The organism is Enterobacter quasiroggenkampii (assembly GCF_043972695.1).
Classification (GTDB): Bacteria; Pseudomonadota; Gammaproteobacteria; order Enterobacterales; family Enterobacteriaceae; genus Enterobacter; species Enterobacter quasiroggenkampii.
This window is the reverse complement of the sequence record NZ_CP143745.1, coordinates 3,347,858-3,368,954: the sequence shown is the minus strand read 5'-3', so window position 1 is coordinate 3,368,954 and position 21,097 is coordinate 3,347,858. Positions and strand designations below refer to the sequence as shown.

The 21,097-nt window shown below is 58.5% G+C and carries 19 protein-coding genes; all 19 read left to right on the top strand.

Annotated features, from left to right (window positions below):
• Window positions 1–15 precede the first annotated feature (15 nt).
• The 19 genes from tagF to V1572_RS16075 all read left to right on the top strand — a co-directional run bounded on the left by tagF (window position 16) and on the right by V1572_RS16075 (window position 21,097).
• The gene (gene tagF / locus V1572_RS16165) at window positions 16–732 is read left to right on the top strand and encodes a type VI secretion system-associated protein TagF (RefSeq protein ID WP_045908265.1); all 717 of its coding nucleotides are present in this window, start codon (window positions 16–18) and stop codon (window positions 730–732) included.
• A gap of 11 nt (window positions 733–743) precedes the next feature.
• Window positions 744–1,760 carry a type VI secretion system protein TssA gene (tssA, locus tag V1572_RS16160; RefSeq protein WP_395299378.1) on the top strand — a complete coding sequence of 339 codons (1,017 nt, stop codon included), beginning with the start codon at window positions 744–746 and terminating at the stop codon, window positions 1,758–1,760.
• A 75-nt stretch (window positions 1,761–1,835) separates the two neighbouring features.
• Window positions 1,836–2,360 carry a type VI secretion system contractile sheath small subunit gene (tssB, locus tag V1572_RS16155; protein WP_008502644.1) on the top strand — a complete coding sequence of 175 codons (525 nt, stop codon included), beginning with the start codon at window positions 1,836–1,838 and terminating at the stop codon, window positions 2,358–2,360.
• 3 nt (window positions 2,361–2,363) lie between these two features.
• Window positions 2,364–3,863, top strand: coding sequence for a type VI secretion system contractile sheath large subunit (tssC, locus tag V1572_RS16150; RefSeq protein ID WP_021240385.1), 1,500 nt, complete (start codon window positions 2,364–2,366; stop codon window positions 3,861–3,863).
• A 360-nt stretch (window positions 3,864–4,223) separates the two neighbouring features.
• Window positions 4,224–4,706 carry an Hcp family type VI secretion system effector gene (locus V1572_RS16145; protein ID WP_008502640.1) on the top strand — a complete coding sequence of 161 codons (483 nt, stop codon included), beginning with the start codon at window positions 4,224–4,226 and terminating at the stop codon, window positions 4,704–4,706.
• Between the two features lie 58 nt (window positions 4,707–4,764).
• A complete protein-coding gene (locus tag V1572_RS16140; RefSeq protein WP_032645536.1) occupies window positions 4,765–5,256 on the top strand; it encodes a type VI secretion system amidase effector protein Tae4 in 492 nt (163 codons plus the stop codon).
• Window positions 5,253–5,606, top strand: coding sequence for a T6SS amidase immunity protein Tai4 family protein (locus V1572_RS16135; protein WP_045908268.1), 354 nt, complete (start codon window positions 5,253–5,255; stop codon window positions 5,604–5,606). The genes V1572_RS16140 and V1572_RS16135 overlap by 4 nt, the downstream gene beginning before the upstream one ends.
• An 86-nt stretch (window positions 5,607–5,692) precedes the next feature.
• Window positions 5,693–7,456 carry a type VI secretion system-associated FHA domain protein TagH gene (tagH, locus tag V1572_RS16130; RefSeq protein WP_395299377.1) on the top strand — a complete coding sequence of 588 codons (1,764 nt, stop codon included), beginning with the start codon at window positions 5,693–5,695 and terminating at the stop codon, window positions 7,454–7,456.
• The gene (locus V1572_RS16125; RefSeq protein ID WP_008502637.1) at window positions 7,453–8,250 is read left to right on the top strand and encodes a PP2C family protein-serine/threonine phosphatase; all 798 of its coding nucleotides are present in this window, start codon (window positions 7,453–7,455) and stop codon (window positions 8,248–8,250) included. Before tagH ends, V1572_RS16125 begins: the two co-directional genes overlap by 4 nt.
• 16 nt (window positions 8,251–8,266) lie before the next feature.
• Window positions 8,267–9,265: a hypothetical protein gene (locus V1572_RS16120; protein WP_048029471.1), complete on the top strand. Its 999-nt coding sequence runs from the start codon at window positions 8,267–8,269 to the stop codon at window positions 9,263–9,265.
• Between the two features lie 9 nt (window positions 9,266–9,274).
• Window positions 9,275–10,087 carry a type VI secretion system accessory protein TagJ gene (locus V1572_RS16115; protein ID WP_126533704.1) on the top strand — a complete coding sequence of 271 codons (813 nt, stop codon included), beginning with the start codon at window positions 9,275–9,277 and terminating at the stop codon, window positions 10,085–10,087.
• A complete protein-coding gene (gene tssE, locus V1572_RS16110) occupies window positions 10,080–10,643 on the top strand; it encodes a type VI secretion system baseplate subunit TssE (RefSeq protein ID WP_024909842.1) in 564 nt (187 codons plus the stop codon). Before V1572_RS16115 ends, tssE begins: the two co-directional genes overlap by 8 nt.
• A 2-nt stretch (window positions 10,644–10,645) precedes the next feature.
• Window positions 10,646–12,517 carry a type VI secretion system baseplate subunit TssF gene (gene tssF, locus V1572_RS16105; RefSeq protein WP_395299376.1) on the top strand — a complete coding sequence of 624 codons (1,872 nt, stop codon included), beginning with the start codon at window positions 10,646–10,648 and terminating at the stop codon, window positions 12,515–12,517.
• Window positions 12,514–13,557, top strand: coding sequence for a type VI secretion system baseplate subunit TssG (tssG, locus tag V1572_RS16100; RefSeq protein ID WP_069719027.1), 1,044 nt, complete (start codon window positions 12,514–12,516; stop codon window positions 13,555–13,557). Before tssF ends, tssG begins: the two co-directional genes overlap by 4 nt.
• A 38-nt stretch (window positions 13,558–13,595) precedes the next feature.
• Complete coding sequence (gene tssH / locus V1572_RS16095; protein WP_395299375.1) at window positions 13,596–16,211, top strand: type VI secretion system ATPase TssH; 2,616 nt, start codon at window positions 13,596–13,598, stop codon at window positions 16,209–16,211.
• Window positions 16,212–16,235: 24 nt separating this feature from the next.
• The gene (locus V1572_RS16090; protein ID WP_090392343.1) at window positions 16,236–17,654 is read left to right on the top strand and encodes a serine/threonine protein kinase; all 1,419 of its coding nucleotides are present in this window, start codon (window positions 16,236–16,238) and stop codon (window positions 17,652–17,654) included.
• Window positions 17,655–17,887: 233 nt separating this feature from the next.
• Complete coding sequence (locus V1572_RS16085; RefSeq protein ID WP_231597158.1) at window positions 17,888–18,298, top strand: hypothetical protein; 411 nt, start codon at window positions 17,888–17,890, stop codon at window positions 18,296–18,298.
• Between the two features lie 64 nt (window positions 18,299–18,362).
• A complete protein-coding gene (locus V1572_RS16080; protein ID WP_395299374.1) occupies window positions 18,363–20,291 on the top strand; it encodes a type VI secretion system Vgr family protein in 1,929 nt (642 codons plus the stop codon).
• An 11-nt stretch (window positions 20,292–20,302) separates the two neighbouring features.
• The gene (locus V1572_RS16075) at window positions 20,303–21,097 is read left to right on the top strand and encodes a DcrB-related protein (protein WP_395299373.1); all 795 of its coding nucleotides are present in this window, start codon (window positions 20,303–20,305) and stop codon (window positions 21,095–21,097) included.

Sequence of the window (21,097 nt, the reverse complement as noted above, 5' to 3'; positions counted from 1 at the left end):
CGCAAGGACAGCCGTATGACGAATACCCCTGCGATGAACCGCTACAGCTGGTATGGCAAGTTACCCAGCGCCGGAGATTTTTTGCAGCGTCGCTTTCCTGACACCTTACAGCGCCAGTGGTCGCACTGGTTCCAGGTCGGTCTGCTGGCCTGGCAGCAGGAAGAGCAGCGCAGCGGCGAGCGCCCGTTTCAGAAAGCGCCAGTCTGGAATTTTGTGGTACCGCCCATGCTGGGCAGCCAGATGATCCAGATGGGCTGTCTGCTGCCCGGCCGCGACAGCGTTGGCCGACAATATCCGGTTTGCCTTCAGCTGAGCTTCGCGCCGTCCGAATGGTCGACCAGCCTGCTGAGCCAGGCCGAAAGCTGGTATCAGCAGATTGGGCGCCTGGGGCTGCACGCGGTGCGCAACAGTTTTTCCGCCTCGCAGCTGGATGAGATGTTGATGACCATTCCGGCGCCGCAGCCGGTCGAGCCGCAAAAGCGCTCCGACATCCTGGATGTGATTGGCTATGACGAGGACGGTCAGAGCACGCTGGGCTGGCCGCAGGCGGCAGAGTGTTTTGATCCACTGCGTCAGACCAGCTACTGGTGGACCAACCGTTGCGACGGTTACCCGCTGTACACCCACGTTCACAGCGGTAACTTCACCGGGCAGCTTTTCACCCTGCTGTTCGATCCGGCAGGTGGGGCCCGTCCGGGCCGTCACGGTCTCTATCCGCCTATGTTTGAATAAGCAGGGATCACATGAATATCGAAGAATTTATCGCGCCGATAAGCGCCGACAAGCCCTGCGGCGAAAACCTGGAGTACGACGCTGACTTCCAGGCGATGAACCAGGCAAGCCTTGGGAAAGCGGAACAGCAGTTTGGCGACACCATTATCCCGGCGGAGCCTGCTGACTGGAACACGGTCGAAAAATACGCCACCAGCCTGCTGACCCGCACCAAAGATCTTCGCGTCCTGCTGGCGTTAACCCATGCCTGGACCCGCCGTCGCGGGCTGGCGGGCTACGCGGACGGATTACTGCTGGTGCAGGAGGCGATCGCCCGTTACTGGGAGCCGCTCTATCCGCTGCTGGAAGAGTATGGCGAAACCGATCCGTTCTACCGCATTAACGCCCTGGCAGGACTGAGCGATAAGTCTGACCTCACCGTCGCCGTGCGTAACGCCTCGCTGCTGCGTTCAAACGGCGATGAAATTTCGCTTAGGGATGCCCAGGCCCTGCTGGACGGCAGTAAGACGGAGTGTCCCGACTATCCCGGCGGCCGTCCACGGCTGATTGACGAGCTGGCCCGCGGCGACCAGCCGGGAACCGCAGCGGTTATCGTCATCAACGAACGTCTGCTGGCGATTCGCGAGCTGCTCACCGGGCATCTCGGTGAAAGCGGCGTGCCCGAGATGGAGCAGCTGCTGAAAACCGTGGGGCTGGTGGCCAGCGCCTGTCAGGTGACCGACATCAGCAAGCTGCTGCCGAACCGTGAGGCGCAGGCTGAACCCCAGACTGAGCAGCAGCCGACGGCAACGCAGCCCGTTCAGCCGGTCACCGACTGGCGCAGCGTGCAGGTCACCAGCCGCGCCGATGCCCAGCTGATGCTGGAAAAAGCGAAGCAGTATTTTGCACAGTACGAACCGAGCCACCCCGCGCCGCTGATGATTGAACGGGTGCAGCGGCTGTCAGAACTTAACTTTATGGACATTATTCGCGACCTGGCGCCAGACGGCGTTAACCAACTGGAAAACATCTTTGGGCGCCGCGAATAGCGCGTCCAGGCATTATGACGTCAGGCATGGAGCCTGGCGTTTCACCTTCACCGCGCATCTTTGATGGAGAACATCATGGCAATGAGTAACAGTGGGCAGAAATTCATCGCACGTAACCGTGCCCCCCGCGTGCAGATCGAGTATGACGTAGAGATCTACGGTGCAGAACGTAAAATTCAGCTGCCGTTTGTGATGGGCGTTATGGCCGATCTGGTCGGCAAACCGGTGGAAAACCTGCCGGCCGTCGACGAGCGTAAATTCCTCGAAATTGACATCGACAACTTTGACGAACGCATGAAGGCGCTGAAGCCGCGTGTGGCGTTCCAGGTGGATAACACCCTTACGGGCGAAGGTAAGCTCAACGTGGATCTGACCTTCGACAGCATGGACGACTTCCTGCCGGACGCGGTGGCCCGCAAGGTTGAGCCGCTGAACAAGCTGCTGGAAGCGCGTACCCAGCTCTCCAACCTGCTGACCTATATGGACGGTAAAAACGGTGCGGAAGAGCTGATCGCAAAAATTCTGCAGGATCCGACGCTGCTCAAATCCCTGAGCCAGTTGCCGAAAAATGACGAAAGTGCGAAAGGTAGCGAGGAATAATCGATGAGCAACCAGACTCAACAACACGAGCAGCAGGCGGGTCAGGCGTTCAGCCAGGATGAATTCAGCGCGCTGCTGAACAAAGAGTTCCGCCCGAAAACCGACCAGGCCCGCTCCGCGGTAGAAAGCGCGGTCAAAACCCTGGCGCAGCAGGCGCTGGAAAATACCGTCACCTTCTCGAACGATACCTACCGCACCATTCAGAACCTGATTGCCGGTATCGATGAGCAACTGTCGCAGCAGGTGAACCAGATCATTCACCACGAAGAGTTTCAGAAGCTGGAGAGCGCCTGGCGCGGTCTGAGCTACCTGGTGAACAACACTGAAACCGACGAGATGCTGAAGATCCGCTTTATGAGCATCTCCAAGCAGGAGCTGGGCCGCACCCTGAAACGCTACAAGGGCGTGGGCTGGGACCAGAGTCCGATCTTCAAAAAAATCTACGAGCAGGAGTACGGTCAGTTCGGCGGCGAGCCGTTTGGCTGCATCGTCGGCGACTACTACTTCGACCACAGCCCGCAGGATGTTGAGTTGCTGGGGGAAATGGCGCGCATCGGTTCTGCGGCGCACTGTCCGTTCATTACCGGTACCGCACCGGGCGTGATGCAGATGGAGTCCTGGCAGGAGCTGGCCAACCCGCGCGACCTGACCAAAATCTTCCAGAATACCGAATACGCCGCCTGGCGTTCGCTGCGTGAATCGGAAGATGCCCGCTATCTTGGCCTGGTGATGCCGCGCTTCCTGTCGCGCTTGCCGTACGGTATTCGCACCAACCCGGTCGACAGCTTTGACTTTGAAGAGCAGACCGACGGCGCGAACCACAACAGCTACTCGTGGGCGAACGCCGCGTACGCGATGGCCGCCAACATCAACCGCTCCTTCAAAGAGTACGGCTGGTGCACCTCGATTCGCGGCGTGGAGTCCGGCGGGGCGGTGGAAAACCTGCCGTGCCACACCTTCCCGAGCGATGACGGCGGTGTGGACATGAAGTGCCCGACCGAGATTGCCATCAGCGATCGTCGTGAAGCCGAGCTGGCGAAAAACGGCTTTATGCCGCTGGTTCACCGCAAAAACTCCGACTTTGCCGCCTTCATCGGCGCGCAGTCCCTGCAGAAACCGGCGGAGTACCACGACCCGGATGCGACCGCTAACGCGCGCCTGGCATCACGCCTGCCGTACCTGTTCGCCTGCTGCCGTTTTGCTCACTACCTGAAGTGCATCGTGCGCGACAAAATCGGCTCCTTCCGCGAACGCGAAGAGATGGAACGCTGGCTGAACGACTGGGTCATGAACTACGTCGACGGTGACCCGGCGAACTCCTCCCAGGAAACCAAGTCCCGTAAACCGCTGGCCGCTGCGGAAGTGCAGGTGCAGGAGATTGAGGACAACCCAGGCTACTACGCCGCGAAGTTCTTCCTGCGCCCGCACTACCAGCTGGAAGGTCTGACCGTTTCCCTGCGTCTGGTTTCTAAGCTGCCGTCGCTGAAGACGAAAGACGCGTAAGAGCAACGTGCGTTTTGTGAGTTTCGCCCGGCGGCGCCATGCTTGCACGGGCCTACGATGAAACGTGCAACTTATTGATACTGTTGCTCAATGTAGGCCGGGTAAGCACAGCGCCACCCGGCAAGAAAGACGGCTAAGTTGTTAATGCCGTCCTTAACAAGTTCCAGAATAACGCACGGTAATAATGACTTCACATTCATTCCGTTATTGCGGGGGAATGTAAGACTGTCAAATGACGCGGGTCATTTGATATGAGGCAGAGGTAAAATATGGACGGTTTTATTCAGCCCCATGCTTTCCTGTTTGCCATATAAGTGCTTTTTCGAAAGCAATATTGTTCATCCACGAAGAGTAGATATTATGGCTATTGATATGTTTCTGAAGGTCGAGGGTGTTACGGGCGAATCTAAAGATTCTAACCACACCGGCTGGACTGATATTACCTCCTTCTCCTGGGGCGCTTCCCAGCCAGGTAATATGAGCGTTGGCGGTGGCGGCGGTGCCGGTAAAGTTAACTTTAACGACCTGCACGTTAACGCGCTGATCGACAAATCCACCACCGCTATCCTGAAACACTGCGCCAGCGGTAAACACCTGACCAAAGTTGAGCTGTCCGTCTGTAAAGCGGGCGGCCAGCAGGTGGAATACTCCCGCATTACGCTGGAAGATGTGCTGGTGACCTCTGTTCAGTACACCGGTGCAGACAACGGCGATACCGTTGGTGTGACCTACGCATTCCAGGCTGCGAAAGTGAAACAGCAGTACTGGGAGCAGACCACGTCGGGTGGTAAAGGTGCTGAAAGCAGCGCTGGCTGGAACATCAAAGAGAACAAAGAAGCGTAATAATAGTGGGCCCGAAAGGGCTCACTTTATCCGGAGCTTCTTATCAAGGAGAAACAAGATGTCTCAAATGCGTCCTGCTTTTGGTGCCGCCTGGAACAGATTCAGAGAAGTGAACGTAAGCGTAGAACAGGTTGGCAAATTGTTGGGTGGAAAAGTTCAGCATAATATTGACGCCGGCATTTTTAAAAATGCCTGCCCAATTCGTATGAGCTACGTTTTAAATTACTGTGGCATTCCGATTCCTTCTAACAGTAAATATGCGACAGTGACCGGAAACGACAAAAAGCGCTATATGTTCCGCGTTAAAGATATGATTGCATTTCTACCCACGGTACTGGGCAATGCCGATATGTCTGTCTCTTCTCCCACTCCTGCGCAATTTGCAGGCAAACAGGGCATTATCATCTTCACCGGGCACGGCTGGAGCGACGCTACCGGGCATGTCACACTCTGGAATGGAAATATTTGCTCTGATGATTGCCATTTTCTGGGCTCACCGGGTAATGGTTCATTTATTCCGACCAACGCAACATTCTGGAGCCTGAAATGAAACGTTTGTTACTGCTGATCCTGGCTATAAATGCCCCTGCTGTTTATGCCCAAACCCTGCCTGATGTTAGCGCTTTTTCTCAGCAACAAATCTTTGAAAACTGGGTGCAAAATCGATGCATCAGTAAGATTGCGGACAGTAAAAGTCTTAAAGATGATGCAGAGGCCAGTGCGGCCGCATGGCTGGAAGCAAGCAATCTCCCTGCTGAGAATTTTGAGAAAGCTGACAAGGTGATTGTTTCTCTACTGAAAGAGAAAGTAGGCGGAACCGAACCGGGTCAATATCAGGTTTTAAAGTGCAGCTTAATCGCCAACAGCGACGCGATTCGTCCGCTCAAAACCGCAAAATAGAACCAATGGAATCGCCCCCAAACGCCGCCGTTCTCGCTCCGAGAGCGGCAGCGTTTGAGCGCTAATCATACCAGCAGGAATACGCCATGCGATTCACGATTATTTCTACGAAACCCGGTCATCAGCCGCCGCAAAGCAGCTGTGATTTTTACGCCCCGGGCGGCACCATTGGGCGCGGTACGGATAACAATCTGGTGTTGCCGGACAATGACCGCACCATCTCTCGTCTGCAGGCCATTGTTCACGTTGACGCTCAGGGCGAATGCCGCGTCACTAACCGTGGCAGCGTCACCCGCGTGGTATTAAATGACATTCCGCTGGAGCGGGGACGTCAGGTTGAGCTGCAGGATGGCGATATTCTCGGTATTGATGACTACCGTATCGAAGTGACCGAACTGATCCACGATACGCAGCCCGTAAGCCGCATGGCGGCCAGCCTGCACCAGCAGGCGCGTCCGACGGTCGCCCCTGCGCCTGCGCAGCAGCCGAAACCGGCGAGCGCCGCACCGCGTGGGAAAGCCGAACCGACCGCCGTGCCAACGGAGATCTGGGATAGCCTGATGCAGGAGTTCTCCATCTCCGACAGCATCTCCAGTAACCGCACAAAGCCGCAGTCTGCTGCATCGCACGATCCGTTCTCCCAGCCTGCGGCTCCGGAGCGCAACGCTGAAGATCCGCTGGCGATGTTCAACGACAGCGATCCGACGCTCGAGCGTAAGCATGTTGATCCGGATACGCTGTTCAGCGATGAAGCGTTGTTCAAAAAAGAGAGTATTTTTGACGACGTCACCCCGTCAACCCTGGTGCCGCCGGGCGAGACGAGCCCCGTTAAGCCAGAAGAAGAGGCAACGGATGAGCTCGATCCGCTGGCCCTGTTTGGCGGTAAAGCCAGCGCGCCAGCCGCGCGCAATGACGACCCGCTCGGGCTGATGGGCGGTGCGCCGTTAACCCATCCGGATGACATTATCAGCGAGAAGCCTGCCCCCGTGCCGGAACCTGAGCAGGAAGAGGACGTCCTGGCCGATTCCCCGCTGTTCGCCCCTGAGCCGCAGGAAGAACCGCGTGCTGAAGAAGAACCCGCGCGACCGGATTACGCAGGCTTCACCATGCCTACGCCGCAGGCCGTTGCGCGCAGCAGCGCGCAGGCCCCGAAAGGCCGCCTGCGCATCGACCCGGTCAATAACGCCGCCTCGCCAGCCGCCACGGCAAACAGCGGTGAGAAGGGGGAAGTGCTGCAGGGCGAGCTGCTGGAGGCGCTGCTGGAAGGGATGGGGCTCAGTGAAATGCAGCCCGTTCCGCAGTTTGACCGTGAAAATATGCGTCAGCTGGGGCAGATCCTCGGTATGTTCTCTCAGGGGACCGTGGCGCTGCTCTCCTCGCGCTCTATCCTCAAGCGCGGCGTAAAAGCCGACATGACCATGGTGCTGGACGATGCCAACAACCCGTTCAAGCTGTTGCCGACCGGCAAAACCGTATTAATCCAAATGTTCGGCACCCCGATGCCGGGCTTTATGCCACCAACCAAATCCGTGCGCGATGCGCTGATCGACCTGCAGGCGCACCAGCTGGGTATGATCTCCGGCATCCGCGCCATCATTGCCGCGATGCTGCAGTCCTTTAACCCGGAGCAGCTGGAAGAGCAGGCGAAGCAGAACGGTATGACCTCGCGTCTTGCGCTGCCGGGCAGCCGCAAAGCCGCCCTGTGGGACTACTTTGTTCGCAGCTATGGCGAGACGGCGGGCGAGATTGAGGACGACTTCCACACCCTGTTCGGCGAGGCCTTCCTTCATGCCTATGACATGGAGGTCAATCAGTACAAAGACTCACAGAGCGGATCGGAAGACAAATGAATATCGCAACGGCTTCTCTCTCCCGCCAGGGGACGCGCGCCAGCAACCAGGATCAGACGGGAGAAACCATAGGGGAACGTTCAGCCTGCTTTGTCGTCTGCGACGGCATCGCGGGGCTGCCGGGCGGCGAGGTGGCCGCAGCGCTGGCCCGCAATAGCATTATCTCCCGCTTCGATGGCGACAAACATCTTAATGCGCAGCACATCCGCGACTACGTGCAGACGGCGAATCGCACCATTCTCAGCGAACAGCAGGCCGTTCAGGACTATCGCCGGATGGGCACGACGCTGGTCAGCCTGTTCATTGACCGTGATTACGGGCTCGCCTACTGGGCGCATGCCGGAGACAGCCGCCTGTACCTGTTCCGCCGCGGATGGCTGTGGCATGTGACCACTGACCACAGCCTGGTGCAGCAGATGAAAGATGCCGGGCACCAGACCGACAACCTGAACAGTAATCTGCTCTATCTGGCGCTCGGGATTGAAAACGGCGGGCCGGAAGCGAGCTACAGCGACGTGGTACAGGTTGAAGACGGCGATGCATTCTTACTCTGCACCGACGGATTCTGGCACGGCGTCAGCGAAGAGCAAATGAAGCAGTCGCTGCACATGGTGAATACGCCGCAGGAGTGGCTGACCTTAATGAACCAAATCATTCAAAAGAATGGCGAGCAGGAGGGGAATGCTCAGGATAACTATACTGCCCTGGCGGTATGGATGGGCAACCCTCAGGACACCACTTTGCTGCACACCCTCTCTGACGCAGCACAATTTCTTCCCTGCGGAACTGATTAGACACACAAGGAACGATATGAAACTTTGGCTATCGGGTTTGGCACTTCTGGCGGCGACCTCCACCGCGCAGGCTGAAAATTTCCGCATCGTGCAGTCTCCTGCGCAGAAGCTGGATATCTGGATCGACAACATCAAAGACAACACGCCGCAGAGCTGGTGTAAGCCTGAGGTGGCGCTGCGTATTGTGGCGAACGGCAAGAAAGACGTCTCCGTGCTGGAGAACTTTGTGCCGCGTCTTGGCTCACTGCTGGAACACCAGTGCAGCAAAGTGAATAAACTCAGCTGGACGCTCAACGATCCGGCGGGTACCACGCTGGCGCAGGGCACGGCTGGCAAAGCGCAGGACTGGGCGCTGGTGGTGAAACAGGAGCAGGCCGCGTCTGCCGCGACCGTCACCGCCACCCCAGCCAGCGGCGCGTTACTGCCGCCCGATCAGAACGTGGCTTCCCGCACCGTTGCCGCCGACCGTACGCCGTGGCAGGAGTTTACGCTTCAGGACGGCTGCCACCTGCGCACCTTCTGGGAAGGGGGCGCTTCTGCACCGGCGCTCTTTATTCCCGATTCTGACACCACCCGCTGCGGGAACGGCAGCTGGCTGAGCGGACACACCGTTGTGTCGCAGTCCCGCAACGGCGGGCAGAAAGAGATGGCGGTAACATACATTCATGGCTTCCCGGTCACCGGGCTGAATCAAAGCGCCGACCCGGAAAACGCGCTGATCACCTCCGTCAACAAAGAGCGCATGGTATTCAGCACTCCAAACAGCGACCAGAGCTGGATGATCCTGCCTTACGACAACGCCCTGAACAGCTGGAAGAGCAACGGCACGGTCGCGGTGGAGATTTCCCGTGAAACCGCCAGCGATGATGCAAAACTGCAGGCGCGTATCGCGGCGGTGAAAAAAACCTGGAGCGCCTGGGTGGCACCCGGCACCCCGCTGAATATCGTTCTGATTGACACCCTGCGTCCTCAGCTGCGCGATCCGGCCGTCGGCGCATGGCGCGCGGCAAATTAAGGAATGGCAATGAATACGCTCTATCAACACCTGGCGGGTGAGTCGCTTAACGACGCGCTCGCGCGTCTGGAAGCAGAAATCAAAGCCCGTCCGGCAGATGCCGACCTCCGCGCCGCGTTCGTGCAGTTTTTAACCCTGAGCGGCAACTGGGCGCGTGCCCTGACCCAGCTGAAAAGCTGGCTGGCGTTGAAGCCGCAGGCGAAGCCCACCGTCACGCTGCTGGAGCAGTCCATTCAGGGCGAGCTGCAACGCGCGCAGGTGATGGCGGGACAGGCGCGTCCGGCGATGCCTGAAACCCAGTGGCCGTGGCTGACCACCCTTGCCGCGGCGCTGAGCGAGGAGCGCGAGCGCGCGCAGGCGCTGCGTCTGGAAGCCCTTGAACAGGCGCAGGCAAACCCTGGTAGTGTCACCCTTGAAAACGAGGAGACGCAGGCCTTTGAGTGGCTGATGGACGGCGATGCCCGTCTCGGCCCGGTATGCGAAACCATCGTCAACGGCCGCTATTTCTGGCTGCCGTTTAACGCTATCGCGGAGATCCGTTTCCAGGCGCCTGCCAGCGTCACCGATCTGGTCTGGCGTCACGCGCTGGTGCGCCTGACCGACGGAACGGAACAGGTGTGTCAGATCCCGGCGCGTTACCCGTTTGCAGCCGATGCCTCTGATGCGGTCAAACTGGGCCGCACCACCGACTGGCACCCGCTCGATACTGACGGCACGCTGTATGAAGGCCAGGGCCAGAAGGCCTGGCTGAGCGAGCAAAGCGAAAGCCCGCTGCTGTCCTTGAGCCTCGTGACGTTCGCGACGGATGGAGCCGATGAGTAATCCCGCTGGCGAAGGCGATCTGCTGCGCAGCGGCTGGCAAGCCCGCAGCAAGCAGGAAAAGGTGGGGGCGCGCGACAAAATGCAGCCTTCGCTGCTCGATCGCCTCACTGATAACGACCCGGAAAAAAAACGCGAGTCGGCCAACAGCAATCTGATCACCCACGCCGCCCTGCGTCGCAATGTGCTGCGGGATCTGCAGTGGCTGTTTAATACCATCAACCACGATGCCTCTGGTGATTTGAGCGCGTTACCGCACGTGAGCCGCTCGGTGGTTAACTTCGGCGTCGCGCCGCTGGCCGGGAAAAGAATGTCGGACATCGAATGGCACGACATTCAGCGCAAGCTCACCGAGGCCATCATCAATTTTGAACCACGCATTTTGCCTCAGGGGCTGCAGGTCCGCTGCGTGTCGGATACCTCCTCGCTGGATCTGCACAACGTGCTCTCCATCGAGATAAAAGGGCGTTTATGGTGTGTGCCGTACCCGCTGGAGTTTCTGTTTCGTACCGATGTCGATCTGGAAAACGGCCATTTTGAACTGAAAGATGCGGGGTAATCATGGAAAGTAAACTGCTCGAATACTACAACCGTGAGCTGGCCTACCTGCGCGAAATGGGAGCCGAGTTTGCCGAACGCTATCCAAAAGTCGCCGGACGGCTGGGCATGCGCGGCATCGACGTGGCGGACCCGTATACTGAACGCCTGATGGAAGGGTTCGCCTTCCTGACCTCCCGCGTGCAGATGAAAATGGACGCGGAGTTTCCGCGCTTCTCCCAGCGTCTGCTGGAGATGATTGCGCCGAACTATCTTGCGCCCACGCCGTCGATGGCGATTGCGGAGATTCAGCCCGACAGCAGCCGGGGCGACCTGAGCAAGGGCTTCATTGTGCCGCGCGGTACCATGATGGACAGCCTGGCGCTGAAAAAAACCGGCGTGACCTGCAGCTATACCACGGCGCACGAAGTCAACCTGCTGCCGCTGAAAATCGACAAGGTCGAGTTGGGCGGTGTCCCCGCCGATTTGCCGCTCGCACAGCTGGGTCTGAGCCAGCGGGGGATCGGCAGCGCCCTGCGGATCCGCATCGCCTGCGACGGCCCGCAAAATCTCGGGCACCTGGATTTCGACCGTCTGGAATTTTTCCTCGCCGGTCCGGATATCGAGGCGCTGAAGCTGCTGGAGCTGGTGATGGAGCACCACGCCGGGATCGTCTGTCAGACGGTCAGCCCGCAGCCGCAGCGACAGCTGCTGGCGTCGGACGCGCTGCGTCAGGAGGGCTTTGAGCCTGACCAGGCGCTGCTTCCGGACGATCTGCGTAACTTCGACGGCTATCGCCTGCTGCAGGAGTATTTCGCGTTTCCGGCCCGTTTCCGCTTCATTAGCCTCAGCGGCCTGAGCACGCTGATCCAGCGCTGTGAAGGTGAAAAAGCCTTCGACATCTTCATCCTGCTGGATAAGTCGGATGAACAACTGGAGCGCGTGGTCGATGCCAGCCACCTGGCGCTGCACTGCACCCCGGTCATCAACCTGTTCCCAAAGGTCGCGGCGCGTCAGAAGCTGAATGAAGGCCAACATGAATACCATCTGGTGGTCGATAACATCCGTCCGCTGGATTATGAGATTTACGCGGTCAAAAAAATCTATGGCAGCGCGGATGGTCAGCGCGATGACCAGACGTTTCGCCCGTTCTGGAGTACCTGGAGCGGTGATGCGGGCAACTACGGAGCCTATTTTTCCCTGCGCCGTGAACAGCGCGTGCTGTCCGAGCATGCCCTGCGCTACGGCACCCGTACCGGCTATATCGGCTCGGAGGTCTTTGTCTCGCTGGTGGATGAACAGCACGCCCCCTGGCAGGAAAACCTGCGCTATATCTCTGCCGAGGTGCTCTGCACCAGCCGCGACCTGCCGCTGATGCTGCAGCAGGAGCTCGGGCAGTTCATTATGGCGGACTCCATGCCGGTGAAATCCCTCACGCTGCGTAAAGGGCCGACGCCACCGCGTCCGGCGCTGGCGGAAGGGTTCAGCACCTGGCGGCTTATCAGCCAGCTGCAGATGAACTACCTCAGCCTGATGGACAGTGACAATGAGGAGGGGGCTGCCGCGCTGCGCCAGCTGTTAGGACTGTACGCTAACCTGGCCGAAACGCCCGTGGCGCGTCAGGTGGAAGCCGTTCGTCACTGCGTGCTGGAGCCGGTTCACCGCCGCGTGCCTGAACCCGGCCCGGTGGTGTTCGCCCGCGGGATCGGCATTACCCTGACGGTGGATGAGCGAGCCTTTTCGGGGGCCAGTCCGTGGCTCTTCGGCAGCGTGATGGAGCGTCTTTTTGCCCGCCTGGTCTCCATCAACAGCTTTACGGAGTTCTCCCTTAAAAGTCAGCAGCGCGGCGAGATTGGCTACTGGGCGCCGCGCATGGGTAAAAGGGCGCTGATATGAGTGACGCCGCCACTGCACCGCTGCGCGTGCATCGCCTGACGAAGCTGCCGGATGCGTTCTGGCACGGCGTCCGTGAGACGCCCTGGCGCTACGATCTGTTTCAGCTGTTAAGGCGCATTGATGCCCAGGGCGGCGAGCGCTACCCGCTGGGCCGCGCGCCGCTGCCAAAATTTGAACCGCTGCGCATCGGCCAGCAGCCGTCGATGAGTTTTGCCCCGTCGACGCTGGCCAGGGTGCGTCAGCGGGAAGAGAGCGGGCTGCATGAGGTGTCTATCCTCAGCTTCGGCCTGTTTGGCCCGAACGGTCCGCTGCCGGTCCACATGACCGAGTACGCCCGCGAGCGTATTTATCATCATCAGGACACCAGCCTGAGCGCGTTTGCCGATCTGTTCCACCATCGTCTGGCGCTGCTGTTTTACCGCGCCTGGGCGGATGCGCAGCCGACCGTCTCGCTGGACCGCGCCGATAACAAGCGCTTTGAGGGCTATCTGGCGTCGCTGATTGGTATGGGCCAGCCGGGTCAGATGGACAACGGCAGCCTGAGCTCACACGCGCGCTTTACCCACGCCGGGCACCTGACCCGTCACGGGCGGGATCCGGAGGGGCTGGAGAAGATCCTGCGCAGCTATTTTAAGGCGCCGGTCAAACTGGTCAGCAACGTGCCGCAGTGGATGCCGCTCTCCACGCGCGAGCAGGCGCAACTGGGAGCAGGACGCCGCATGCCGCGCATGGGTGAATCCGCCTTTCTCGGCGTCGCCGTCCGCGACGTGCAGCATAAGTTTCGCATCGAGATTGGCCCGCTGAGCGCGGAGGAGTACAACCGCTTTCTGCCGGGTGAAGCGTGGGTCACCGAGCTGCGCGACTGGGTGCGTCAGTACGCTGGAGTGGAGTTTGAGTGGGAAACGCGGGTGATCCTGCGGGCAGACGCGGTGCAGGGCGCCACGCTCGGCAGTCATGCGCGATTAGGCTATAACACCTGGCTGGGCCTTCAGCCGCAGCCTGTCCCGCGCGGCGATCTGGTGTATCGCGCAGAGCGGTAATCCTTCCGTATACCGAATCATTGTTAATGGAAACTAACATGTCAGAAATTAGCCGTGCCGTGCTTTTCGGCAAACTGGATACGCTGTTATTTACCTCTCTGGAAAGCGCCACTGCGTTCTGCAAGCTGCGCGGCAACCCCTATGTTGAGCTGGTGCACTGGCTGCATCAGCTGATGCAGCAGCAGGATGGCGATCTGCAGCAGGTCATCCGCCACTTTGCCCTTGATGAACAGCAGCTGACGCGCGATATCGTTGCCGCGCTGGATGTGCTCCCGCGCGGGGCGAGTTCCGTTTCCGATCTCTCCGAGCATATCGACAGCGCCGTGGAGCGCGCCTGGGTCTTCGGCTCGCTGAAGTTTGGCGTCAGCCGCATTCGCGGCGGCCATTTGCTGATCGGCATGCTGAAAACCTGGAATCTGGCCAACGTGCTGAAAAGCATTTCGTCGCAGTTTACCCGCCTTAACGTCGAGGTGCTGATTGAGCAGTTCGACGCTATTTGCGCCAACAGTAAAGAGACGCAGCAGGCCGCTGCCGCCGTCGATGCACCGGCGGGTGCGGTACCGGCTGCGCAGGGGACGCTGGCCCAGTACGGTCAGGACCTGACCGCCCGTGCCCGCGACGGGAAGATTGACCCGGTTGTCGGGCGCGACGAGGAGATCCGCCAGATGGTCGATATCCTGATGCGCCGTCGTCAGAACAACCCGCTGCTGACCGGGGAAGCCGGGGTCGGCAAAACGGCGGTGGTGGAAGGTCTGGCGCTGCGTATCGCCGACGGCGACGTGCCGGAGCCGCTGCAGAACATTCAGCTGTGGCTGCTGGATATCGGCATGCTGCAGGCCGGTGCAGGCATGAAAGGCGAGTTTGAAGCCCGTCTGCAGGCGCTCATTAATGAAGTCCAGTCCAGCGCCACGCCGATCATTCTGTTTATCGATGAGATCCACACCCTGATTGGCGCAGGCGGCCAGCAGGGGACCGGCGATGCGGCGAACCTGCTGAAGCCAGCTCTGGCGCGCGGCCAGCTGCGCACCATCGGGGCCACCACTTGGGCAGAATACAAAAAGTACATTGAGAAAGATCCGGCGCTGACCCGTCGTTTCCAGACGGTGCAGGTACACGAGCCGGACGAAGCGAAAGCCATTCTGATGCTGCGCAGCACCGTGTCGCCGTTGGAGACGCATCACCAGGTGTTGCTGCTCGACGAAGCGGTCAGCGCGGCGGTAAAGCTGTCGCATCGCTACATTCCGGCGCGTCAGTTGCCGGACAAAGCCGTTGCGCTGCTCGATACCGCCTGCGCCCGCGTCGCGGTCAGCCAGAGCGCACCGCCTGCGCAGCTGGAAGACTGCCTGCGCCATCTTGCCGCGCTGGACGTGGAAATTGAGATTGCCGAACGCGAAGCGCGCGTGGGGGCCGGTGATGCCGATCGCGTCACGGCATTACGCGCCGAACGCGACGCGTATGAGACAAAACGCGCAGCCCTGTCCGGGCGCTGGGAAGAAGAACGCAGCCTGGTGCAGGAGATTATCCGCCTGCGCGCCGCGCTGTTCGCGGCGGGCGAGGAAGATACCGCTGAGCTGCGCGGCCAGCTGGCGGAACAGCAGCTGGCGCTGAACGCCTTACAGGGTGACGAGCCGCTGCTGTTTGCCGCGGTGGATGAAAACGTGGTTGCCGCGGTGGTCTCTGACTGGACCGGGATCCCGCTGGGCCGGATGGTGAAAAACGAGATCGACGCGGTTCTGAACCTTGCCGACACGCTGAACCAGCGCGTTATCGGCCAGCGTCACGGTCTGGATCTGATTGCCCGCCGCGTGAAAACCTCGCGGGCGAAGCTGGACGACCCGAACAAGCCGGTGGGCGTCTTTATGCTGTGCGGCCCGTCCGGCGTTGGTAAAACCGAAACCGCGCTGGCGCTCGCCGAATCTCTGTACGGCGGCGAGCAGAACGTCATCACCATCAACATGAGCGAGTTCCAGGAAGCGCACACCGTCTCCACCTTAAAAGGTGCGCCTCCAGGGTACGTAGGGTATGGTGAAGGCGGGGTATTAACCGAGGCCGTCCGCCGCCGTCCATACAGCGTCGTGCTGCTGGACGAAATTGAGAAAGCGCACCCGGACGTCCACGAGATCTTCTTCCAGGTCTTTGATAAAGGCTGGATGGAGGACGGCGAGGGGCGCCACATTGATTTCCGCAACACCATTATTATTCTGACGTCTAACGTCGGCACCGAGCTGATTAGCGCTATGTGCGCCGATCCGGAGTTGGTGCCGGAGCCGGACGCGTTAAGCGGTGCCCTGCGTCAGCCGCTGCTGGAGGTCTTCCCACCGGCGCTGCTGGGCCGTCTGCTGGTGGTGCCGTATTACCCGCTCAGCGACGAGATGCTGGGGCAGATTGTTCGCCTGCAGCTCAGGCGCATTCAGCGTCGTCTGGAAGAGAATCACAGCATTATTTCTGAGTTTGACGACAGCGTGGTGGAGCAAATTGTTCAGCGCTGTACCGAGGTGGAGTCGGGTGGACGCATGGTGGATGCTATTCTGACTAACACCCTGCTGCCCCAGATGAGCCAGATCTTACTTACCGCCAGCCGCAGCGACGAACAGTACCGACGTCTGCATGTCACCTGCGAGCAGGGCGAGTTTCACTGTCAGTTTGCCGCGTAATAATCATCAAGAGAACTGTAAAAGATGACGGATAATGATAACAATCGGACTGTCCCAAACGCGCTCCCGGTCGGGTACCGCTTCAACGAGTTTGAAATCAAAGAGGTGATCGGCGGCGGCGGTTTTGGCATTGTCTATCGCGCGTGGGATCACCAGCTCGAACGCACTATCGCTATCAAAGAATTTATGCCTTCCTCGCTCGCCGTACGCGGCGACGACATGACCCTGGTGCTGCGCAGCGAGCGCTTTGGCAAAGCGTTCTCCGCGGGCCTGAACAGCTTCATTCAGGAAGCGCGTCTGCTGGCGCGCTTTAACCACCCGAACCTGCTGCACGTCCTGCGCTTCTGGGTGCAAAACGACACGGCCTACATGGGGACGCTGTTTTACAGCGGCACCACGCTGTCACGCCTGCGTGAAGAAAAGCCGGAGCTGATCAACGAAGCCTGGATCCGCCGCACGCTGCCGATGCTCTTCGGTGCGATCAAGACCATCCACGACGAAGGCTACCTGCACCGCGACATCTCTCTGGATAACATCCAGATCCAGGATAACGGCCTGCCGGTGCTGCTCGATTTCGGCTCCGCGCGCCGCACCATCGGTAACCTCTCCGACGAAACGGAAACCATGCTGCGCCCGGGTTTTGCGCCGATTGAGCAGTACACCGACGACAACGAAAGCGAGCAGGGCCCGTGGACGGATATTTACGCCCTCGGCGCCGTGCTGCGTACCCTGATTGTGGGTTCTCCGCCGCCGGTCAGCGTGGTGCGCTCTATTCAGGATACCTGCAAACCGCTGGTAGAAATCATGCCGCAGGGCTATTCCATCCCGCTGCTGCAGGCCATTGACCGCGCGCTGGCGCTGCACATGGAGGATCGTCCGCAGTCCATCGACGAGTTCGCCGCGCTGATTGAGATGCCGGTCGCCGGGATCAACGACGTGCTGACGGCGAAAAAGCCCGGCACGATGCTGGTTCCGGTTGAAGACGAGAAACCGGCTTCGCTGCTCGACTGGCGCCGCTACAAGATCCCGGGCATGGTTGCCGCGGGCGTGCTGGTGGGTATTGTCGCCGGGGCGATGATTTTCAGCGGCGGTAACGATGCGCCAGAGCAGGCTGCGCAGGCACCGGCAGAGACGCGTCCAACCGAAACTGCCGCGAACGCCCCAGACGTGAAGCCAGAAACGGCGAAGGTGAGCGAACCGGCGACAGCACAGCAGACCCCACCGCCTGCCGCGAGCCCTGTTGCGTTGGTCTATATCCGCATCCTCGACGGCGAAACGCTGAAAGTAAACGGCGAGCCAAAAGCGCTGCGCCCGGGAACCAACGGCTATGCATCGCTCAAGCTGCCGGCCGGTGAGGCGAAGATTGAACTGCAGGGCAACGGAAGAACGCGTGGCCAGACGCTGGATATTGCCAAGCCGGGCACCTGGCTGGTGAATCCGTAGGAATATAAACAGGAGATACTATGGAAGTGTACAATCTTCGAAGCCAGAGGCTTCACATCCAAAGGAATGTGAGAAGGTTGTCTCTCCTGTTTATGCGTTTTGAATTTAACCCTAATCTGGAGAGTTGAGTTGAAGCCAACATGTGCCTCCCCATTTTTGTAAATAATAATATCGGGCGTACACAAAACAACCTCGCTCATTTAAATAGCAATCTATGGTATTTCTGGGGAAGCATGGATCTTCTCGCAATGTTACTTTATTGCGTGAATTCAGTTCGCCACGACAGAATTCCATTCATTTCTGATGCAAAAGCGTTTGGTGATTCGTTGCATTATTATGCAGGTGATGGTTTCAGCATTTTGGTCATGCTTTTTTTTGTGCTTGACTTACTTTTATTACTCTCTTTGTTTACTTCGGCCTGGTTATTCTTCAAGCGAAAGATTGGAGCGGTTAAATTTGCCCTTGCTCAGGAATTATTTCGCTTGATTTCATTCAGATGTTCGGTCTCATTGTTCCCTCTTTTATTAAGTATGTTTGATATTTCAAACATCTGGTTGAATGTGGGTTTATTTGTCACATCAGAGTCACTGAAAATCTACTCTCTTGTTTTTTGGATGATCAAGAGGGAAAAGCCCCTTTCTTGAATGACGCTTTATCACAGATGCGAACCCCTTTTCTGCATCGCATAAGCTAGATGGAATAAAGATTATGCTCAACCGAATTACCGTTCAGCTCCCGGTGGAGGGGCTTCTGTTCTGGAAACTGACGGGCCGCGAGGCGATGTCCGAATCGTTCGCGCTGACGCTGACCGTGCTCGGCACGGACGCACGCATTGACCGCAGTAAGCTGCTGGGCCAGCCGGTCACGGTGGCTATCCCGACGCAGAATCTGCTGACGTCCCGCTATATTAACGGCAAGATTACCCGCGTGGCGGTCAGCGCCGTTGAGCTGACGGGCACCCGTTATGCGGTGTACCAGCTGACGGTGGAGCCGGACCTGTGGCCGATGAAGCGCGACCGTAACCTGCGTATCTTCCAGGGCCAGACGGTGCCGCAGATTGTGAAAACCCTGCTGGGTGAGCATCAGGTCAACGTTGAGGACAAACTCACCGGCAGCTACCGGGTGTGGGACTACTGCGTGCAGTATCAGGAGTCGAGCCTGGACTTTATTAGCCGCCTGATGGAGCTGGAGGGGATTGCGTATCACTTCCGCCATGAGGCGGACAAGCACACCCTGGTGCTCACCGACGCCGCCACGCAGTACCAGCCGTTCAGCGGCTATGAGGTCATTCCTTACCACCAGACGCCGTCAGGCGGCAGTACGGATGAAGAGGGCATCAGCCAGTGGGCGCTGGAGGACAGTGTGACGCCGGGGATTTACAGCCTCGACGACTATGACTTCCGCAAGCCGAACGCGTGGCTGTTCCAGGCCCAGCAGAACCCGGCATCGCCGAAGCCGGGCAGCATCGACGTGTACGACTGGCCGGGTCGCTTTGTGGACAAAGGGCACGGGGAGTTCTATGCCCGCATCCGTCAGGAACGCTGGCAGGTGGAGCATCAGCAGATTCAGGCCACCGCGACGGCGGCGGGGATTGCGCCCGGGCACACCTTCACCTTAACCAACGCGCCGTTCTTCAGCGACAACGGCGAGTATCTGGTGACTGCTGCGGGTTACCACCTCGAAGAGAACCGCTATGCCAGCGGCGAGGGGGAGACCATTCACCGCACCGATTTTACGGTCATCCCGTCGGCGGTGGTGTACCGTCCGGCGCAGTCCACGGCGTGGCCGCGCACCTACGGCCCGCAGACGGCGAAAGTGGTGGGGCCGAAGGGCGAGAGTATCTGGACGGACAAATACGGCCGGGTGAAGGTGAAGTTCCACTGGGACCGTCTGGCGAAGGGCGATGACACCAGCTCCTGCTGGGTGCGCGTGTCGAGCGCGTGGGCGGGCCAGGGCTACGGCGGGGTGCAGATCCCGCGCGTCGGCGATGAGGTGGTGGTGGACTTTATCAACGGCGACCCGGACCGTCCGATCATTACCGGTCGGGTGTACAACGACGCGAGCATGCCGCCGTGGGCGCTGCCGGCTGCGGCGACGCAGATGGGCTTTATGAGCCGCACGAAAGACGGTTCCGTGGACAATGCCAATGCCCTGCGGTTTGAGGATAAAGCGGGCGCAGAACAGGTATGGATCCAGGCCGAGCGCAATCTGGATATTAACGTCAAAAACGACGAAACACATTCTACTGAAAAAAATCGAACCCAGTTCGTTGGCGAAGATGAAACCTTACGGGTAGCGAAAAATCAGAAATCAGGGATTAAAGGCGATGTGGTATGCCTGACGGGGAACAGTCGAAACGATAAAGTCGTTAATAATTTTATACTTTCCGCAGGAAATACGCTGAGACTGGAATGTGGTGAAAGCGCCATCGAGCTATCAAAAGACGGCAGCGTCCATATCATTGGTAATAACTTTAACTTTACTGCGAAACAGAACGCGCAAATTAATACGCTTTCCGGCGAATTACATTTGAACCCTGATGATGGACAAAATGTCATCGATCCGCCTGGCGCATCCCTTCAGGGTGAAATCCAGCAGGAAGTGGATAGTTTTTTTGTTATTAATGGCAATAAATAAGAGTAACCCGAATGGCTGAATATATTCTTCAGGAAGCATCCCTTGCCTTACCCGATGTATTTAAAGACAGAACCATGAATTTATTTACCCTGAGTGATAACGGAGCCAGCGAGTTTACTTTTGTTGTTTCTCGTGCGAGTGCTAAAAACGAAGATAAAGTCCATGATGCGGCAACACGGCTGGTACGTGAACTGGAAATTACGGTGCCCGACTTTCGTCTCGAATCCTCGCAGATGACCTCTGTTGATGGTCTCCCGGCGGTTGAGCTTTTTTATCAATTCAAAAATGATAATGCGATCATTTTCCAGAGACAGACCGTTATTTTGCTCGGTGACAATCCTGGCGGCCAAAAGATGGTGTGTTATATCGGTACTTGCCCGGGCGAGTTTAGCGATTATTATCATAATCAATATCAGGAAATTATCCGCAGTATTAAGTTCCACAAACCCGCTCAGACTGAAACCCAAGAAATGCTCGCTGCCGACAGCCAGGGGCCATTTTTTGCGCTTGATAGTGAGAGTAAGGTACTCAGTGTCTTTGAAAACATTCAGGAACTGTATGGACACCTTTCGCTTCAGCGGGCGAAAGAGGGGCAGTATTTGCTTTTTGAAAAGCGTGGCAAACCACTCAGTATTGCACCCGTTCCGGGGAGCCAACCCCTTCGTTACGCGCTGTGGACGACTTTCGCAGACAAATCACATCACCTACTTTCACAGCTTTCCGTATGCCGCCAGGTGTCTGGTTCTGACCCGCTTGATACAGCCGACCGGATCCGTAAGTATCTGATGGCACAGCGAGCCGAATAG

Excerpts from the sequence above, each read along its gene's own strand:
- tagF (WP_045908265.1), top strand. The coding sequence starts at position 16 with ATGACGAATACCCCTGCGATGAACCGCTACAGCTGGTATGGCAAGTTA.
- tssA (WP_395299378.1), top strand. The coding sequence starts at position 744 with ATGAATATCGAAGAATTTATCGCGCCGATAAGCGCCGACAAGCCCTGC.
- tssB (WP_008502644.1), top strand. The coding sequence starts at position 1,836 with ATGGCAATGAGTAACAGTGGGCAGAAATTCATCGCACGTAACCGTGCC.
- tssC (WP_021240385.1), top strand. The coding sequence starts at position 2,364 with ATGAGCAACCAGACTCAACAACACGAGCAGCAGGCGGGTCAGGCGTTC.
- V1572_RS16145 (WP_008502640.1), top strand. The coding sequence starts at position 4,224 with ATGGCTATTGATATGTTTCTGAAGGTCGAGGGTGTTACGGGCGAATCT.
- V1572_RS16140 (WP_032645536.1), top strand. The coding sequence starts at position 4,765 with ATGTCTCAAATGCGTCCTGCTTTTGGTGCCGCCTGGAACAGATTCAGA.
- V1572_RS16135 (WP_045908268.1), top strand. The coding sequence starts at position 5,253 with ATGAAACGTTTGTTACTGCTGATCCTGGCTATAAATGCCCCTGCTGTT.
- tagH (WP_395299377.1), top strand. The coding sequence starts at position 5,693 with ATGCGATTCACGATTATTTCTACGAAACCCGGTCATCAGCCGCCGCAA.
- V1572_RS16125 (WP_008502637.1), top strand. The coding sequence starts at position 7,453 with ATGAATATCGCAACGGCTTCTCTCTCCCGCCAGGGGACGCGCGCCAGC.
- V1572_RS16120 (WP_048029471.1), top strand. The coding sequence starts at position 8,267 with ATGAAACTTTGGCTATCGGGTTTGGCACTTCTGGCGGCGACCTCCACC.
- V1572_RS16115 (WP_126533704.1), top strand. The coding sequence starts at position 9,275 with ATGAATACGCTCTATCAACACCTGGCGGGTGAGTCGCTTAACGACGCG.
- tssE (WP_024909842.1), top strand. The coding sequence starts at position 10,080 with ATGAGTAATCCCGCTGGCGAAGGCGATCTGCTGCGCAGCGGCTGGCAA.
- tssF (WP_395299376.1), top strand. The coding sequence starts at position 10,646 with ATGGAAAGTAAACTGCTCGAATACTACAACCGTGAGCTGGCCTACCTG.
- tssG (WP_069719027.1), top strand. The coding sequence starts at position 12,514 with ATGAGTGACGCCGCCACTGCACCGCTGCGCGTGCATCGCCTGACGAAG.
- tssH (WP_395299375.1), top strand. The coding sequence starts at position 13,596 with ATGTCAGAAATTAGCCGTGCCGTGCTTTTCGGCAAACTGGATACGCTG.
- V1572_RS16090 (WP_090392343.1), top strand. The coding sequence starts at position 16,236 with ATGACGGATAATGATAACAATCGGACTGTCCCAAACGCGCTCCCGGTC.
- V1572_RS16085 (WP_231597158.1), top strand. The coding sequence starts at position 17,888 with ATGGATCTTCTCGCAATGTTACTTTATTGCGTGAATTCAGTTCGCCAC.
- V1572_RS16080 (WP_395299374.1), top strand. The coding sequence starts at position 18,363 with ATGCTCAACCGAATTACCGTTCAGCTCCCGGTGGAGGGGCTTCTGTTC.
- V1572_RS16075 (WP_395299373.1), top strand. The coding sequence starts at position 20,303 with ATGGCTGAATATATTCTTCAGGAAGCATCCCTTGCCTTACCCGATGTA.